Origin of the sequence: Caballeronia zhejiangensis, assembly GCF_022879815.1 — a bacterium.
Taxonomy (GTDB): domain Bacteria; phylum Pseudomonadota; class Gammaproteobacteria; order Burkholderiales; family Burkholderiaceae; genus Caballeronia; species Caballeronia zhejiangensis.
On the sequence record NZ_CP084287.1, the window covers coordinates 547,430 to 561,957 of the forward strand.

13 protein-coding genes and 5 pseudogenes are annotated in these 14,528 nt (G+C 58.8%); 9 read left to right on the top strand and 9 right to left on the bottom strand.

Annotated features, from left to right (window positions below; genetic code table 11):
* Positions 1 to 358 precede the first annotated feature (358 nt).
* The gene (locus LDZ23_RS32235; protein WP_244808463.1) at positions 359 to 1,195 is read left to right on the top strand and encodes an extracellular catalytic domain type 1 short-chain-length polyhydroxyalkanoate depolymerase; all 837 of its coding nucleotides are present in this window, start codon (positions 359 to 361) and stop codon (positions 1,193 to 1,195) included.
* A 935-nt stretch (positions 1,196 to 2,130) separates the two neighbouring features.
* On the opposite strand, the gene LDZ23_RS32240 is transcribed toward LDZ23_RS32235, so the two are convergent.
* Positions 2,131 to 2,376: a hypothetical protein gene (locus LDZ23_RS32240; protein ID WP_244808464.1), complete on the bottom strand. Its 246-nt coding sequence runs from the start codon at positions 2,374 to 2,376 to the stop codon at positions 2,131 to 2,133.
* A 1,417-nt stretch (positions 2,377 to 3,793) separates the two neighbouring features.
* Between LDZ23_RS32240 and rpsF the strand changes: the two genes are divergently transcribed.
* The 6 genes and pseudogenes from rpsF to LDZ23_RS32270 all read left to right on the top strand — a co-directional run.
* Positions 3,794 to 4,165, top strand: a complete 372-nt coding sequence (rpsF, locus tag LDZ23_RS32245) for a 30S ribosomal protein S6 (protein WP_244808465.1) — start codon at positions 3,794 to 3,796, stop codon at positions 4,163 to 4,165.
* A 53-nt stretch (positions 4,166 to 4,218) separates the two neighbouring features.
* The gene (locus LDZ23_RS32250) at positions 4,219 to 4,557 is read left to right on the top strand and encodes a single stranded DNA-binding domain-containing protein (RefSeq protein WP_244808466.1); all 339 of its coding nucleotides are present in this window, start codon (positions 4,219 to 4,221) and stop codon (positions 4,555 to 4,557) included.
* A gap of 2 nt (positions 4,558 to 4,559) precedes the next feature.
* Positions 4,560 to 4,838 carry a 30S ribosomal protein S18 gene (gene rpsR / locus LDZ23_RS32255; protein WP_244808467.1) on the top strand — a complete coding sequence of 93 codons (279 nt, stop codon included), beginning with the start codon at positions 4,560 to 4,562 and terminating at the stop codon, positions 4,836 to 4,838.
* A gap of 29 nt (positions 4,839 to 4,867) precedes the next feature.
* Positions 4,868 to 5,323, top strand: a complete 456-nt coding sequence (gene rplI, locus LDZ23_RS32260) for a 50S ribosomal protein L9 (protein ID WP_244808468.1) — start codon at positions 4,868 to 4,870, stop codon at positions 5,321 to 5,323.
* Positions 5,324 to 5,450: 127 nt separating this feature from the next.
* Entirely contained in the window at positions 5,451 to 7,445 is a 1,995-nt protein-coding gene (gene rpoD / locus LDZ23_RS32265; RefSeq protein WP_244808469.1) for an RNA polymerase sigma factor RpoD, read from the top strand.
* Between the two features lie 89 nt (positions 7,446 to 7,534).
* Positions 7,535 to 7,663: pseudogene (locus LDZ23_RS32270) on the top strand (HU family DNA-binding protein); the annotation flags it as partial.
* A 159-nt stretch (positions 7,664 to 7,822) separates the two neighbouring features.
* Here LDZ23_RS32270 and LDZ23_RS32275 read toward each other — a convergent pair.
* Complete coding sequence (locus LDZ23_RS32275) at positions 7,823 to 8,026, bottom strand: cold-shock protein (RefSeq protein ID WP_244808470.1); 204 nt, start codon at positions 8,024 to 8,026, stop codon at positions 7,823 to 7,825.
* 452 nt (positions 8,027 to 8,478) lie between these two features.
* On the opposite strand from LDZ23_RS32275, the gene LDZ23_RS32280 reads away from it, so the two are divergent.
* Entirely contained in the window at positions 8,479 to 8,820 is a 342-nt protein-coding gene (locus LDZ23_RS32280) for a BON domain-containing protein (protein WP_244808471.1), read from the top strand.
* Between the two features lie 405 nt (positions 8,821 to 9,225).
* Here the strand turns inward: LDZ23_RS32280 and LDZ23_RS34960 are convergent.
* The 6 genes and pseudogenes from LDZ23_RS34960 to LDZ23_RS35105 form a co-directional block, all read right to left on the bottom strand.
* Positions 9,226 to 9,785, bottom strand: a pseudogene (locus LDZ23_RS34960) (OmpW/AlkL family protein).
* A gap of 64 nt (positions 9,786 to 9,849) precedes the next feature.
* Positions 9,850 to 10,587, bottom strand: coding sequence for an iron-containing redox enzyme family protein (locus LDZ23_RS32295; protein ID WP_244808473.1), 738 nt, complete (start codon positions 10,585 to 10,587; stop codon positions 9,850 to 9,852).
* Positions 10,588 to 10,593: 6 nt separating this feature from the next.
* Positions 10,594 to 11,004, bottom strand: a pseudogene (locus LDZ23_RS32300) (EAL domain-containing protein); the annotation flags it as partial.
* Entirely contained in the window at positions 10,974 to 11,114 is a 141-nt protein-coding gene (locus LDZ23_RS32305; protein WP_244808873.1) for a CheR family methyltransferase, read from the bottom strand. The gene LDZ23_RS32305 and the pseudogene LDZ23_RS32300, both read right to left, overlap by 31 nt.
* Positions 11,115 to 11,410: 296 nt before the next feature.
* On the bottom strand, positions 11,411 to 11,842 hold the full coding sequence (locus tag LDZ23_RS32310) for a protein-glutamate O-methyltransferase CheR (protein ID WP_244808874.1): 432 nt from the start codon (positions 11,840 to 11,842) through the stop codon (positions 11,411 to 11,413).
* Positions 11,834 to 12,350, bottom strand: a pseudogene (locus LDZ23_RS35105) (chemotaxis protein CheB); the annotation flags it as partial. The gene LDZ23_RS32310 and the pseudogene LDZ23_RS35105, both read right to left, overlap by 9 nt.
* A gap of 796 nt (positions 12,351 to 13,146) precedes the next feature.
* Here LDZ23_RS35105 and LDZ23_RS32325 point away from each other — a divergent pair.
* Positions 13,147 to 13,652 (top strand): annotated as a pseudogene (locus tag LDZ23_RS32325) (tyrosine-type recombinase/integrase); the annotation flags it as partial.
* 87 nt (positions 13,653 to 13,739) lie between these two features.
* Here LDZ23_RS32325 and istB read toward each other — a convergent pair.
* A complete protein-coding gene (gene istB / locus LDZ23_RS32330) occupies positions 13,740 to 14,528 on the bottom strand; it encodes an IS21-like element helper ATPase IstB (protein ID WP_008352246.1) in 789 nt (262 codons plus the stop codon).

Genomic DNA, 14,528 nt, shown 5'->3' on the forward strand with positions numbered 1-14,528 from the left:
GTTTCCCAACAAAAATTGGGGACGCGATGCCGGACCTGTCTCTTGCGTACAACTCTGCCCAGTCTCTTAGTTGTTTTGAAGGCAGCCCGCCTATGAGGAGCATGAGATGAGTAAAGCGCAGGACGCAAAGAAGATGCAGAAGAAGGCGGCGACAAAGACACCGAAGGAAAAGAAAGCCGCAAAGAGGGAGAAAAAGGAAGCGTCGAAGCGACAGTGAAGAGGAAAGGTCTCGGGGCGGAGCGGACCCACTTAGAACGGCACAAATCGCCCGCTTTGTGGAGCTCCGCCAGGGCCATCTACTTGTCTTCAACCTGCACATTACGCTGTATGCACACTCGACTGCAGCTGGGAGACGTCAGTGAATTTTCTCGCCCCATTTTTCCTGGCACACGACACGTTCTGGTCGTATGCCGCGCCCGGCCCTTTCATATCCAGAGCGTTTCTCTCCTCTCACGACAACGCGGTCTTCGATCACCCGGCGCAAGATTCGCCCACGGCACAAGCGAACGGCGCGCCTGAGGCGGGCGGCGAACCTGGCGTGCAGGACAGTGACTATTTGACTTCTGCGGCACGCGCGCGGACGCCCGCGACATCTCCAGCTGCATGGCCTGAGAATCAGCCTCGACCAGCGATGAGAGGATCGCAGTGGTTTCGCCACTCCGTGGAGCACTGCGGGCACGCTCACCGCGCGATGGTCTACGTTCCAAGTAGATACGACGGTCGGCCATTACCCATGATAGTCATGTTGCACGGCGCGCATCAACACCCCGATGACTTCGCGGCGGGAACACAGATGAACGCTGCCGCAGAAGAAGCTGGGTTCATTGTGGCGTACCCGGAGCAACCGGAAAGTGCCAATTTGCTGCGGTGCTGGAACTGGTTTATTCCGTCGAATCAGGCGCGCGATACCGGGGAAACCGCAGCGCTCGCCCACCTCACGAATGAGCTCGTCGACCGCTTCAATGTCGATCGTGCTCGGGTGTACGTGGCGGGACTCTCCGCGGGAGGTGCCATGGCGATCAACCTTGCTGTCACTTATCCCGACGTGTACGCGGCCGCCGCTATTCATTCAGGCTTGGCATTCGGGGTCGCCAACGAACACCTCTCAGCGTTGTGCGCGATGAACGACGGTCGAGGCACGTTTGCTTGCCAAAAGGAGAGGCGGACGTGGCTCGGACGCGCACGCTGCCGTTGATCGTTTTCCACGGTGACGCCGATGATATCGTGCACCCGCTCAACAGCGAGCAGATTATGGAGATGAGCCTGTCGCTGAACAGCCAATCGACCGACACGCAGGTGTGTACAACGACGCGGACGGAGTACGAAGCAGGGCGCCACGCGTACACTCGGGAGACTTGGCTTGACCAAAGCGGGTCGTTGCTCGCCGAGCGATGGGTCGTGCACGGGCTTGGTCATGCTTGGTCGGGCGGTCACACTAGTGGCAGCTATACGGACTATCGTGGGCCAGATGCAACCACGGAGATTGTTCGATTCTTTAGCCGGTTTTCGCCCGTGAATGGAGGAATGGTCCGGTGATGTCCGACGCGAGCATCGTCACATGCAAAGTTACAAGCATAGCGGCGACTGCAGAAGCCTCGCCTCGTCGTCCAAGGGCCGAATTAGCATTAGAACAGGATAACGTCGCGCCGAACTGGTCGAGAAGACTGGAAGCTCTCACTCGGCGATGGGCAGCGTGCCAGCTACTGTACGATCGGGGCAGGCGATACCACAGCCGTCCTCACCGCCACCGCCATCGCAAACGCCATGGCGCGCTGTGACCTAAGCGCGGATAGTTGCATCAAGAGCTTGTTGTCTACCCCTCGCGGCAGGGCGGCAGGCGCGTGACATCGCAAGCAATTGGCTTGCTCCTCATGCGGACAGCGAGTTAGGGCCGCGAAGGTTCGCGGGTCTCTGCCTTGGGATTTCATAGCGATCGTCAAACACCCAGACGAGACGCTCCAATGCATATCGGAGGGAATCGGGCTGCGGGCGATGACCTTGGCGGAAGACCGCCAATTGACTCGCCATCTGTGCTCGCAAAGCTATCCCTCCAATGCGTTCCCAAGCCACTGGAACGGCCGCTCCGTTAAGGAGCGGTTGTTACTGGCCGAAAATGTCGCTCTTTCGCGTCTACTGAGAGAGCGCCGCCTCAAGCTGCTCTTGGTTCGTTTCAACGTAGCGGCGCGCCCACAACACGGCCGCGTATTCTGCAGCAACGCTCGTCTGCATGATCGACGGGCTGACCCTCGTCACCCTTCGCACCGTGCCTCCTTTGAGGAAGTCGCTTTTTCGCGAGAAGCGCACGACGCATCTCCATCCGTGACAGTCGTCTTTTGTTGGAATGCACTCGACGAAGTAGCCACCTGCTTTGTACATGACCTTTCCTTCGGCGGTGCGTGCCTGAAGTAGCGTCGAGCCGAGTCCGGAGGTAGGAGCGGAGACAACGCCCGGCAAGGGTTTCGCGAGGTGCTCGGCTATCAATCGAACTCTTGATGATGTTTGCCGCGAAACGTGCGAGCACGAGATTTCAACAAATTATCAGGCCAGAAGCGGCGGCAAACTGGATTTCGCGCGTACGAATTGGGTGGAATACGTCCTCAGACAGCGGAACAACCGTCGTTAGGACAACGGGCATGGTCATAAGCCAGTGATCACCTGTTTGTCCCGGTGCGCAATAGGCTGCGACCGCGTGGTGGGCCAGTTCGCGCGCGAAGACGGCAGCCGTGCCCCGACGCCGGTCCGCGGCTTCGCCGCCCCGGTCCCCTTTCGCTTCCGGCAACATAATGATGACGTTCACCATAATTGGAAGCCCGGCTTTTCGTTAGCGGCAGGCGAGGAGCTGGGCTAAGGAGAAGAGGAGGTGAAGGAAGGCGCGGATCGGACTTGGACTAGTCCGATCCGGCTACCAAAGCGAGGGAAATGCGACTTTTATACGGTTTTGTGTTCGGCGCACGCCCCTGACGCCATGACTTAGGAGGGAGCTTGACGATGCGAGCTGGTAGCGGGAATCGGCGTTGCGGCGCCGCAATGTGTTAGTCTCTTGCGTTCTGTCGGTTCCTCTCACGTAGGACATGCTTCCCCTGTCTCTGCGGATGCCTTCCTAACGAACGCTGGCATCGTTCACCAATCGATGCGTACGCGCAGATCGTCGCTGTCGTAGGTCTACCCACGGGCCGTGACCAGTTGGCGCGCCAGTACTTGTTGGCCTCGTTCCCCATCGACCATCCGCAACAAGTACGCGTGGGACAGGCTGCCTCCCCCGAAGTTAATTAAAGGAAATCCAAATGGACGCGTTCAACGTGGCTGCCATTATCTCCGCAGTCCTCGCGCTGGTGACTAGCATCGCAGGAATGTTGTTCTTTGTGGGCACCGGAAGGATCCGGAAAATTGGACTAGGGTGCGTTGATTCAAAGCGTTGATTGAGTCGTGGCCTCGGTGCGAACATCGCTTCTCTGCTCGCAGAATCCGGCGCGCACGTCGGTCTGCTCAGCAAGGATGCAGGGGAGCTGGACAAATTCGCGGCATATGTTCAGTGAAACTTTGGCGCTCGCACCCCGTATGATGTACCTCGTGATCGGCTTGAACGTTAGGGCGACGTTGCGGCAACCTACGCGCTGCTGAATCGACCGCACGAGGCTTCGGGCATCACGGCAGCGCAGATCCGTTGGCCTGCAGCGGCAAACGATGTTTCGATGTGCTCTTGAACTCTGCGCGGCCTCAGTTTTAGCTTCCCGTTGCTCACTTGCCATTCCGATCCGACGCTCGGCTGGCTTCTATCCCCAAGGAGTGAAACATGCGTCATTACGAAATTGTCCTTATCGTGCACCCCGATCAGAGGGAGCAAGTGCCCGCGATGATCGAGCGCTACAAGGGCACGATCACGTCGCACGGTGGCCACATCCACCGCATGGAGGACTGGGGCCGTCGCCAACTGGCCTACATGATCGAGAAACTCGCGAAGGCTCACTACATCTGCATGAACATCGAATGCGATCAGGCGACGCTCGAGGAGCTGGAGCACGCGTTCAAGTTCAACGATGCCGTTCTGCGTCACCTCATCGTCAAGATGAAGAAGGCGGAATCCGGCCCGTCGCCGATGATGAAGGAAGTGCAGCGCGACGAAGCCAGGAAGGCTGCCAGCCAGCCATCGGAAGTGCAGACGTAAGGAAAGTTCGATACTGCAAGCCATCAGGGACTCAGTTGTGGATCGCACTTTAAGTGAACCGGCTGCAACCGACAGCAAGCGTCGTGGAACGCGAACCGGTGCGGTACACGCCAGCCGTCATCACAATCGCAATCGCAATCGCAATCGCAATCGCAATCGCAATCGCAATCGCAAGCTGCACGTTGCAACACGCGGCAGAAGTCGTCGAAGCGGGCATCGCCCGGAAAGTCGAACTGACTCTGCAGGCGGTCGCGGCCGGCGAAGCGAGCAGGCTGGAAAGCTGTCCGATGGGCGTCGAAGGGCGTTTCGCCCAATCTCCGGCTAGGAAAAGCCTTCACGCCCGAACCCTGGTATTTCACTTCACAGAATTGCAGGACCTTGAAAAGGACTAGTCATGCCCCGCCCGACTGGCAAGAAAAAATTCGACAAGCGTCGTCCGCAGCAAAACCCGCTCTTCAAGCGCAAGAAGTTCTGCCGTTTCACGGCAGCCGGTGTCGAGTACATCGACTACAAGGACACGGAAACGCTGAAGGACTTCATCGGCGAAAACGGCAAGATCACGCCGGCTCGTCTGACTGGCACGAAGGCGCACTATCAGCGCCAGCTCGACACGGCAATCAAGCGCGCGCGTTTCCTCGCGCTCCTGCCGTACACCGACCTGCACAAGGCCTAAATCAGACGACGCACTAAGGAAAGCCAAAAATGCAAATCATTCTTTTGGAAAAGGTCGTCAACCTGGGCAACCTCGGCGATATCGTCAAGGTCAAGGACGGCTACGCACGTAACTTCCTGATCCCCGGCAAGAAGGCACGCCGCGCGACCAAGGACGCCATCGCCGAATTCGAAGTTCGCCGCGCGGACCTCGAAAAGGTCGCCGCTGAAAAGCTGGCAGCCGCACAAGCTCAGGGCGAAAAGCTGAACGGCTTCACGGTTCAGATCGGCCAGAAGGCTGGCGTCGACGGCCGTCTGTTCGGTTCGGTCACGAATGCGGACATCGCTGACGCGCTGAAGAAGCAAGGCTTCGCGCAAGTGGAAAAGGCGCAAGTGCGTCTGCCGCAAGGCCCGATCAAGATGGTCGGCGACCATCCGGTTCAAGTGGCGCTGCACACGGACGTCCTCGTCGACGTCAACGTGTCGGTGCTCGGCGAGCACGCGTAAGTTACAAGCGAGCCCTCGAGCCTCACATTCGGGCAAAAAGTGCAGGAACCTCCGCAATTGCTGCATTTTAGTGGTGGAGGGCCGTCGTTAAAGAGCACCCTCGGACGCGACCTATCAAGGAGAAATAATGGGAAGTTTCGATCAGGACGATTCGAGGCCACGCTCGGCGGTACCCGCGCGGAAGACGACAGCACGACGGGCATCGAAGGGCAAAGCGGCCACCATACCGCCGCTCGACGCCCGCACGACCGCGTTGCAGGATGAAGAGCGGCAGCGCCGGATGCGCGCGCTCATCCAGCTAGGTAAGGAACGTGGCTATCTCACCCATGCCGAAATCAACGATCACTTGCCGGACAACTTCGCGCACACCGCCGCCATGGAGACAATCGTCAGCACGTTCAATGACGTGGGCGTCACGGTTTATGAGCAGGCGCCGGACGTCGAAGCGCTGCTGTTGAACGACGCTGCACCGACAGTCGCGTCCGACGAACAGGCTGACGAGGAGGCGGAGTCCGCGCTCTCGACGGTGGACTCCGAATTCGGTCGCACCACCGATCCTGTGCGGATGTATATGCGTGAAATGGGCGGGAAGGAGTTGCTTACTCGCGCAGGCGAGATAGAAATTGCCAAGCGCATCGAAGGCGGACTTCACGAAATGGTCCAGGCGATCGCGGCGTGCCCGGCGACGATCTACACGATCCTTGCGACTGCGGAGCAGGTCGCGGCCGGTGAACTGCGCATCGACGAACTGGTTGACGGTCTCAACGACGACACCGCAGAGGGCGAACCGTTGGCAGCGGACGTCGCCGCTGCAGCGGATGTCGAACTGGACACAGATGACCGTAGCGAGGGGGACGACGACGGCCACCTCGAGGCTGCGGAAACGAACAAAGCAAACGATGCGCGCCGAAAGCAGTTGACGAGCGACTGCCTCGCTATCTTTGCGCGAGTGCGTGCGTTGCTCGCCCAACTACCGCAAGCTTGCATCCCGCGAGGCGAGGGCGAGGCCGCCTTCGCACGACTGTGTGAAGAGATCCAGCGGGAACTCGCACCCGTTCGCTTTACGCCGCGAACGATCGACCGGCTGTGCGCGGACGTGCAGCAGCAAGTGGCGCACGTGCGCACGGTCGAACGCCGTATTTTGCAGATAGCCGTGGGCCGCTGCGGGATGCCGCGCGAAGTGTTTCTCGGGTCATTTGCACGCCACGAAACCGATCTCAGTTGGACCGCGAACTCGGCGGCGGCGTCACGCGAATATGGCGACGCGCTCGAACGCAGTCTGCCAGCGATCCGGGCCGAGCAGCAAAAACTGATTGATATCGAATCGAATGCGGTACTGACACTGCAACAGCTTAAGAAGATCAACCGACAGATGATGGCGGCTGAGGCGAAAGTGCGGCACGCCAAAGGCGAGATGATCGAGGCCAATTTGCGCCTCGTTATCTCGATTGCAAAAAAGTACGTGAACCGCGGCTTGCACTTTCTGGATCTGATTCAGGAAGGCAATATCGGCTTGATGAAAGCGGTCGACAAGTTCGAGTATCGACGCGGCTGGAAGTTTTCGACATACGCGACGTGGTGGGTGCGGCAGGCGGTGACGCGCTCGCTCGCCGATCAGGCTCGCACAATTCGTGTGCCGGTACACATGATCGAGGCGATCAACAAGCTCAACCGGATTTCGCGCGCAATACTGCAGCAGACCGGACAGGAACCTCACCCGGCGGTGCTCGCCGAGCACATGGAGATGCCGGAACAAAAGATCCGCGACATGCTAAAGGTTGCCAAGCATTCCGTTTCGCTGGAGACCCCCGTGGGCGAGGATGGCGACGTCACGCTTGGAGACATGGTCGAGGATTCAGACGCGGCATCTCCCGCAGACGCGGCCGTTCACGCAAACATGCGTGCCGCGATCGATGAGGCGCTCGAAGCGCTGTCACCGCGCGAAGCAAAAGTACTGCGCATGCGCTTCGGGCTCCATACTCCAACCGAGTATACGCTCGAGGAACTGGGCAAACAGTTTGACGTGACCCGCGAGCGGATTCGACAGATTGAAATCAAGGCAATGCGAAAACTGATTCATCCGAGCCACGCCGATAAGCTAAGAGAATATCTGGATCGTTGAGCCACGTTTGCGCATCGATGCGTCGGATTGCTTCTGATAGGTGGGGCCGCCCGTGGTCACATAAATCAGTGAACTAGCATCGGGCCGCTTCATTTTGGACCGGCGAACTTGCCGCGCGCACCGGTCGCAATGCGAAGATCGGTGAGCGTGTCGAGATCGCGGCAGACAAGACGATCAAGTTCACTGCCGGCAAAGCGGTTAAGGACGCCGTCAATCGAGCGTATCAAAGGGTGGCGCCGGCGGTGCCGCCGCCTCAAAAGAGTTGTGCGAGCGTCTACGGTCTCAGGTTATTGAGTCGGCGCTGAACAATCCTCAAGTTTTACGCTGTAGGCCTTCTCGTTTTCCTCTACCTCAACGCTGGTTCGTCTGAGGTGTTGTCAGACAGGGACGATATTTGCGGCTTGCTTTCCCTTTGGACCCGTTTTTACGTCAAAGCTTACTTTCTGATTGTCCTGCAGCGACTTGAAGCCTTCCGTTTTGATTTCGGAGAAGTGCGCGAAGAGGTCCTCGCCGCCATCATCCGGGGTGATGAAGCCGAAACCCTTCGCATCATTGAACCACTTCACGGTACCAGTTGCCATTTGTAACCTCGCCATTTTGCCAGATCCCGCCGGAACTCATTCGCCGAGTGCGCGCAAATTCGCAGCGGGTGCGTCCCCAAAATGCGGGGGACACCTTCCGTCAGCAATATCTGTGCTTGCGCGTAGGGTAGCAGGCTACCGTTCATCAATGATGCAACAAGAAGCCGAACACGCCGATGACCTCACCCAACGCTGCCCTTTTTGCCGCTCGACGCACAAGGCGTTAGCTCCGCGCACTATATTCTGAATATCAGGGCTGAACGCGGATGATGCACCGCGAACTGAGCAGTAGAGGAAATTTTAACGTCCAAATAGAGCGCCTCCATGCTTAGAATATAGGTGCATTGCCGCAGGGCACGACAACCGGTTTGCGCAGTTTTTCCGTAGGCGCGGTTGACCGGTGTTCTTTGCGTTTCTGCTCCAGCTTTACCACTTTCACCTGAGGAAAAGAAATGACATCCACGAACATCTTCCTTGCCACGGCGATTTCCGTCGGCGCGATCATCGCGACCGTGCCCGTTGTTGGTGCGCAAGAGACAGCCGTAGCGACTCCCTCGAAATCATCCGCCAAAGCAGCGAATCGGCAACTCGCGAAGCAGGTTCAGACCACGCTGTACAAGCAAAAAGGTTTGGAATCGGCCGATATTCACGCTGTTGCTCGCAGCGGCAAGGTTACGCTGGTCGGGATGGCGCCCGATCAGAAGCAGATAGATCTCGCGGGGAAAATAGCCGAAGGCGTACCCGGTGTATCGTCAGTTACCAACAATCTGACGGTGGAAGAAGCCGGGCATTGAAACCGGCTTCACGGTGCCAGTGTGTCGCACGCACGATACTGCTCTATGAACGCCGCGGGCTGTCGGGCTTGCTTATGGTTCGACAGTCGCCGTCGACGGAAATGGCAATTTGTCGCGTTGCATTCGCTGGCTGGAGCCGCAAGGTAAGGACTCCGTTCCACAGAGTGTCAATGCCTCTCGCTGAGTTCGGCGATCTGATTCCGAAACACGTAACGGAAGACATTCAGCCTCGCAATGCTGACGTCGAACATGACCAAGCCAATGGCAAAGGCCATTTGCTTCGCTGGGCGGGCCAACTTGGATGACCGGACTGGTAACTGGGAATGTCGTGTGGTTGGGCTTTCGAACGATGACCTGATCCGTTGATCTAAAAGTCAAGCCAGGCATGCACGCTAGTCGGGCCCGTCAGCGCGGTGCCGGTTTGCGGCGAATAGAGGAACGCGCCGTTGGCCATTTTTGGCTCAGCTTGATGTCCGAGAACCACACATACGAGGCGCCCGCGCCGACGTAAGGTCGGAACTTGCTCTGCGTGCTGAGGAAAAAGTACTGAGCAGTACCGTCGGGCTCCACTCGCGGGCCGTACCCAGTTCGCCCAGCGGCCCGAGCGTGCCCTCGCCGCTGAGATGAAACTTCGGCGGTACGCCCGTCACCGCTTCGACCGCAATGTGGTCGGTGACGAAATACTGCAGGGTCAGTCCAAATGTATCTGCATCGCTTACCGACGCGCTTGCGCCTCGTTTCGTGACCGTCTGACCGAGCGCGGTGATGTTGAAGGGGCCACTCGAATCCTGCGGTGCGAAGTGCATCCAGCCGGCACTGACGTGAATATCGCCCGCCGACTGCGCATGTGCGCTCGTCACGGCCGCCATGCTCATGGCTGAGAGCGCCGCGCATGCAATGTGTTTCAGCTTCATTTCTTTTCTTCTCGTTTCGGATTCAATCGGTGACGGCGTGCGCGTCCGCATCGGCTGAGCCACCGGGTCCGGGGGCGATGAACGCACAACAAGGGAAAGCAGGTGAACCGGCAGTCTAGAGGCAGCAGTCGAGACTCAGCTTGAAATACTCGTAGCTCATGTCGATACTGCGCTTCACCGCGTGCACCTCGTCCACGCCGGGCGCGTTGCCGAGCAGCGTCGCGACGATCTCGAGTGCCTCCCACGGGTGCGCGTCGTCGTAGTGCGCGTGCAGACTGGGCCAGCGCATGGCCTTTCGGCGCATCGACGTCGGGAAGCTGTTCGCGTACGTGTCGCTGCTGCAAACAAGCGTCGACCACTCGCCGGTGACGCCTTCGATCGCGAAGTTGGTCGCGGCGATGCTCGCGGCCAGCGGATCGCCGCTGCTGCTCTTCCAGCACCAGTGCGAGAGCGCGTAAGCGAGGGACGGACCGCCGCCTTTCATCAGTGCGCGCTTGTTGACACCATGCGCAGTTGCCCAGTCCACCCAATAATCGGCGTGGTTTTGCTCGACGCGGATGTTGCAGGTCAGATAGCGCCGCGCCAGATCCTCGCCGCGCGAATGGCCATAGCGCAGCTTTTGCAGATTCATCGGCATGTACTGCGGAAATTGCTCGACGACCGGCCAGCCGTTAACGAGGAACGCTTCGGCCTGTCGCGAGGTGAGCTTCGCTTCACGCATCGCGGCAAAGATGGGATGGCTGATGACAGTTTGCTTGGTCTCGTTGGTATCGTTGAGCACGTCGCCCAACCGGGCTGGATAGGTGGCGATGTCCTTCAAGTCGCCAACCCGCTGAAAAGTGGGATCCAACATCTCCTCCTACGTCATTGCAAGAAATTCAACGTTCTGCGCCCAGAGGGCCGGTCGGCCCACATGGAATCCCTGAACGAAATCCACGCCCATCGTCCTCAGCGCGCGCGGGATCGCTTCGTTCTCGACGTATTCCGCGATGGTCAGAGGCCCCATCGAATGGCCGATGTCGTTGATCGCTGCCACCATGTCCTTGCTAACGGCATCCTTGAGCATGTCCTTGATGAATCCGCCGTCGATCTTGATGTACTCGACCGGCAGGTGCTTCAGATAGCCAAACGAAGACATGCCCGCGCCGAAGTCGTCGAGCGAGAACTTGCAGCCGCGCTTCTTCAACGTGCGGATGAAACGGGCGGCGGCCGTGAGATTGGCAATCGCAGTGGTTTCGGTCACTTCGAAGCAGATGGACTCAGGGGCGATGGGGCTGAGTTCATCTCGAAAACCTGCTTTTGCGCGCGCCGGTCCATGTAAATCAGCAGGTTGCGGCACGACACGAGGTCGACGCGCGAGAAAGGCGGATCGCACAGCACGTTATGAGCGGCAAAGCTGACCGTGTCTCGAAGCGATTTGACCAAAGCGGTACCGGTTACCGTCCTTGCTGAAATAATGGCTCAGCAGAGCTGACGAGATATCGTTCTCGATGGCTTGCGGGTAGCTGGCCGCGCGGGCGATTGCGATAGCCCCTTTGGTCGATATCGCTGGCATAAACGGTAACGCGAACGCGGCGGGGCAGGCGGCGTACAGCTTCGTCCAACAGCAAATGCTTCCTCGCCGGTCGTGCATGCCGGCACCCAGGCGCGCACTTCGTCGCGGCTTCCGAGATGCTTCATGATCTCCGAATGACCGTCTGCTCGAGTACCGCGAACGCGTCGGGATCGCGAAAGAAGTTCGTGACGCCGATTAGCAGGTCCGCCAAGAGCCTGGGCGTCTTCTCCGGGTTTGCTTCGAGGAATTCATAGTAAGCGCCTGCCGTCGACAGGCCATTGACCTGCATGCGACGTTCGATGCGACGCACGATAGTGCCGCGCTTGTAGTTGGTGGAGTCGTGATGCGTGCGCGCGCGAACAACGTCAAGCACCTGATCGATTGCGTCCGCTTCGACTACCGCCGGTTGTTGTTCTCCCGGCAGCTCTTCGTCCGACGGAGCCGGCAATACGATCTCCGCGGCATTACGGGCGAGCGCCAACACTCTGGGGACGATCTGGTTGACGGGAAGAACAAGGTCGACATCGCCAGTCGCAATGGCGTTGCGCGGCATATCGCCGTACTGTGCCTCGTCGGGTCGCTGAGCGATGGTCACCCGCCGCGTTCACGGATGCGGGAAATGCCGACAGAGCTATCGGCGCCCGCACCCGAAAGAACGACTGCAAAGGAACGGGAGCCATGTGCATCCGCGAGGCTGCGAAAAAAGACATCGATCGACGTGGGCGGCAATCGTGGCGGCTCGGGGTCGCTCAAGCGCAGGTAGCCGTCGACCATCGATAGCAGCTTGCCCGGCGGGATGACATAAACGGTGTCCTTCTCAAGTGGCACTGGGTGCTGACCTGGCGAACTACGAGGTCCGTCACTCTTTGAATGACCTCGTGCGCATGGCTCGTGTGATCCGGCGACAGGTGCAGTACGACTACGAACGCGACGCCAGGCGTAGCCGGCGCAGTCTCGAAAAGCTGCAGAAGCGCCTGGATGCCGCCAGCAGATGCGCCAAAGCCCACCACCGGGAAGCCCGGGCCAGTAGGCTTCCCCGGTTGCTTGACGTGTGAATCCATTATTGTCGTCGCCTCCACGCGCTGGGACTTGGTCAGATGGCCGCGGGACGCCGAACGTCTGAACTTAAGTTACTTCCGTGATCGTTCGATACTACTGCATCTGCGGGAGAAAAAAAGGCGATCCGCAAAAAAGCCCGAATCAAATGGGTGCGATGGGGCAGCGAATGAATGGGAATGCGATATACGGCGCTTCGCTCTTTTCGCAGCACCAGTGTTGTCCAATACGTCCGTTGCTCGGCGGCCGTCCGAAACCCATCCCTGCATTGGTCGTGGCACCCGCCATGCTGACAAAGTAGGTGAACCGTTCTTGCGCGGGGCAGCATGAAGGCAACTGATGTACTATTTCTAACGGGCTCGCTGCAACGGCGCGCGAAAGAATCGCCGGAATGGGCAAGCATATTTCTCAGGCGTGAAGTATTCGACCTCGCTAAGTTGGCCGAGGCTTGGCTCGATTACGACCGCGACTGCCGCTATGGACTCGGCCTAGTTCACTCGTTCCTCGCCCTTCGACGGCCATACGCCGCATTAGCTACGCTTGAGACGACGATGCTAACGCTTGCCGCCAAAGCATGAATCACAGTCAGCAGCTTTCTTGACCTCTGGATACAGCTTGAGGAACGCCGGCCCGGCGCACGCTTGAGGAAGTCGTGCTACATGCACACGTCCGCTTTGGAAGGTGAGTTGTCGGCGTTTTCAGCGATTCATCCTCTGATTTGAAGGACGACCGCTTAGGTCGGAGGTTGACCACTCCGCAAGCGCACAATCGATTTCCCTTTTTGTTGAAGAGGAGATTGTCATGGAAACGCTTAATCCTGGCGCTCGTCACGCGCCTTGGAACAAGGGGAGGCTAACCGGCCAGAAGCCGCCGTTGAAGCTCCGAGAAATCTGGGCGATTCGAACAAGGCTCCAGATGTCGTCCAACTCTCGCGAATTGGCGATGTTCAACCTCGCGATCGATAGTAAGCTTCGAGCGTGCGATTTGACGCGGTTGCAGGTGCATGACGTCTACATGGGAGGTCATGTCGTTGCTCCCGCGACTTTCATGCAGCAGAAAACGCATCGACCTGTGCAGTCTGAAATCACGGAGCAGACACGTCAGAGTGTCTCCGCGTGGATTTCGACGCGGGGATTGAAGCCTGCCGACTATTTGTTTCGGAGTCGACTGCATGCATCAGCGCACCTGTCGACGCGCCAGTATGCCCGCATCGTTCATCGTTGGGTCGCGTCGATCGGACTCGATGACACCGCGTACGGTACACATACGATGCGACGAACGAAGCGTCGTTGATCTATCGACGCACGTGCTGTCACGGGGCGGCGTAATGGCGCCGGGGATGGGCGGCGTAATGGCGCCAGCAGAAGCGGGGTAAAACGCGGATTCGAACGGTTTCAAGATTGCGGTTTTTTGCCGTTTTTGGCAACCGCATTTTCGCCGTTGTCGGGCATCGGTTTGGGCTTGCGGAAGCTCTCGCCCTCGATGACGACACGATAGGCGCCGTGGCGCAGGCGATCGAGCGTTGCAGCTCCAAGAACGCGGTTGTCGGGGAAGGCGTCGCCCCATTCGCTGAAGTCCAAATTGGAAGTCAAGATCGAGGCTGCGCGCTCGTACCTTGCAGCGATCAGGTCGTGAAAGTCCTCATCGTGGGGTGCACGAAGCGGCTTGAGCGCAAAGTCGTCAACGATCAGCAGTGGCACACGCACGAACTGCTGAAACTTACGTTCGTATAGATCCGTGGCGCGCGCCGCATGCAGCTTCTTGAGCAGATCGGTCTGGTTGATAAACAGCACATCGCGACCTTGGCGCGCGGCACAGTGCCCGAGCGCCTGCGCTAAATGCGACTTGCCGACGCCTGTCTGGCCGACCATCAGAACGCAGACCTTCTCGTCGATGTATCGGCCCGTCGCAAGGTCGTGAAGGTGCGAACGGTTTAGTTTAGGCAGTCGGTCGAAGTCGAAGGTCTCGAGCGTCTTGCCCATCGCAAAGCCGGCGCGGGCAAGACGCGCGCCGAGCTTCTTCTGCGCACGTCGTGCGACTTCGTCATGCAGCAGCATGGCAAGAAACTCGGTGTAGGCGATTTGCCCATCGATGGCCTCCCGATTGCGCTGTTCGAGGGAGTCCAGGATGCCAGACAGTCGCAACTGCCTGAGGATGATATTCAGTTCGGGACTTGGATTCAT

Coding starts and splice junctions, on each gene's coding strand:
- LDZ23_RS32240 (WP_244808464.1), bottom strand. CDS start 2,376: ATGTACAAAGCAGGTGGCTACTTCGTCGAGTGCATTCCAACAAAAGAC.
- rpsF (WP_244808465.1), top strand. CDS start 3,794: ATGCGTCATTACGAAATTGTCCTTATCGTGCACCCCGATCAGAGGGAG.
- rpsR (WP_244808467.1), top strand. CDS start 4,560: ATGCCCCGCCCGACTGGCAAGAAAAAATTCGACAAGCGTCGTCCGCAG.
- rplI (WP_244808468.1), top strand. CDS start 4,868: ATGCAAATCATTCTTTTGGAAAAGGTCGTCAACCTGGGCAACCTCGGC.
- rpoD (WP_244808469.1), top strand. CDS start 5,451: ATGGGAAGTTTCGATCAGGACGATTCGAGGCCACGCTCGGCGGTACCC.
- LDZ23_RS32275 (WP_244808470.1), bottom strand. CDS start 8,026: ATGGCAACTGGTACCGTGAAGTGGTTCAATGATGCGAAGGGTTTCGGC.
- LDZ23_RS32280 (WP_244808471.1), top strand. CDS start 8,479: ATGACATCCACGAACATCTTCCTTGCCACGGCGATTTCCGTCGGCGCG.
- LDZ23_RS32295 (WP_244808473.1), bottom strand. CDS start 10,587: ATGTTGGATCCCACTTTTCAGCGGGTTGGCGACTTGAAGGACATCGCC.
- LDZ23_RS32310 (WP_244808874.1), bottom strand. CDS start 11,842: ATGCCGCGCAACGCCATTGCGACTGGCGATGTCGACCTTGTTCTTCCC.
- istB (WP_008352246.1), bottom strand. CDS start 14,528: ATGAATCCAAGTCCCGAACTGAATATCATCCTCAGGCAGTTGCGACTG.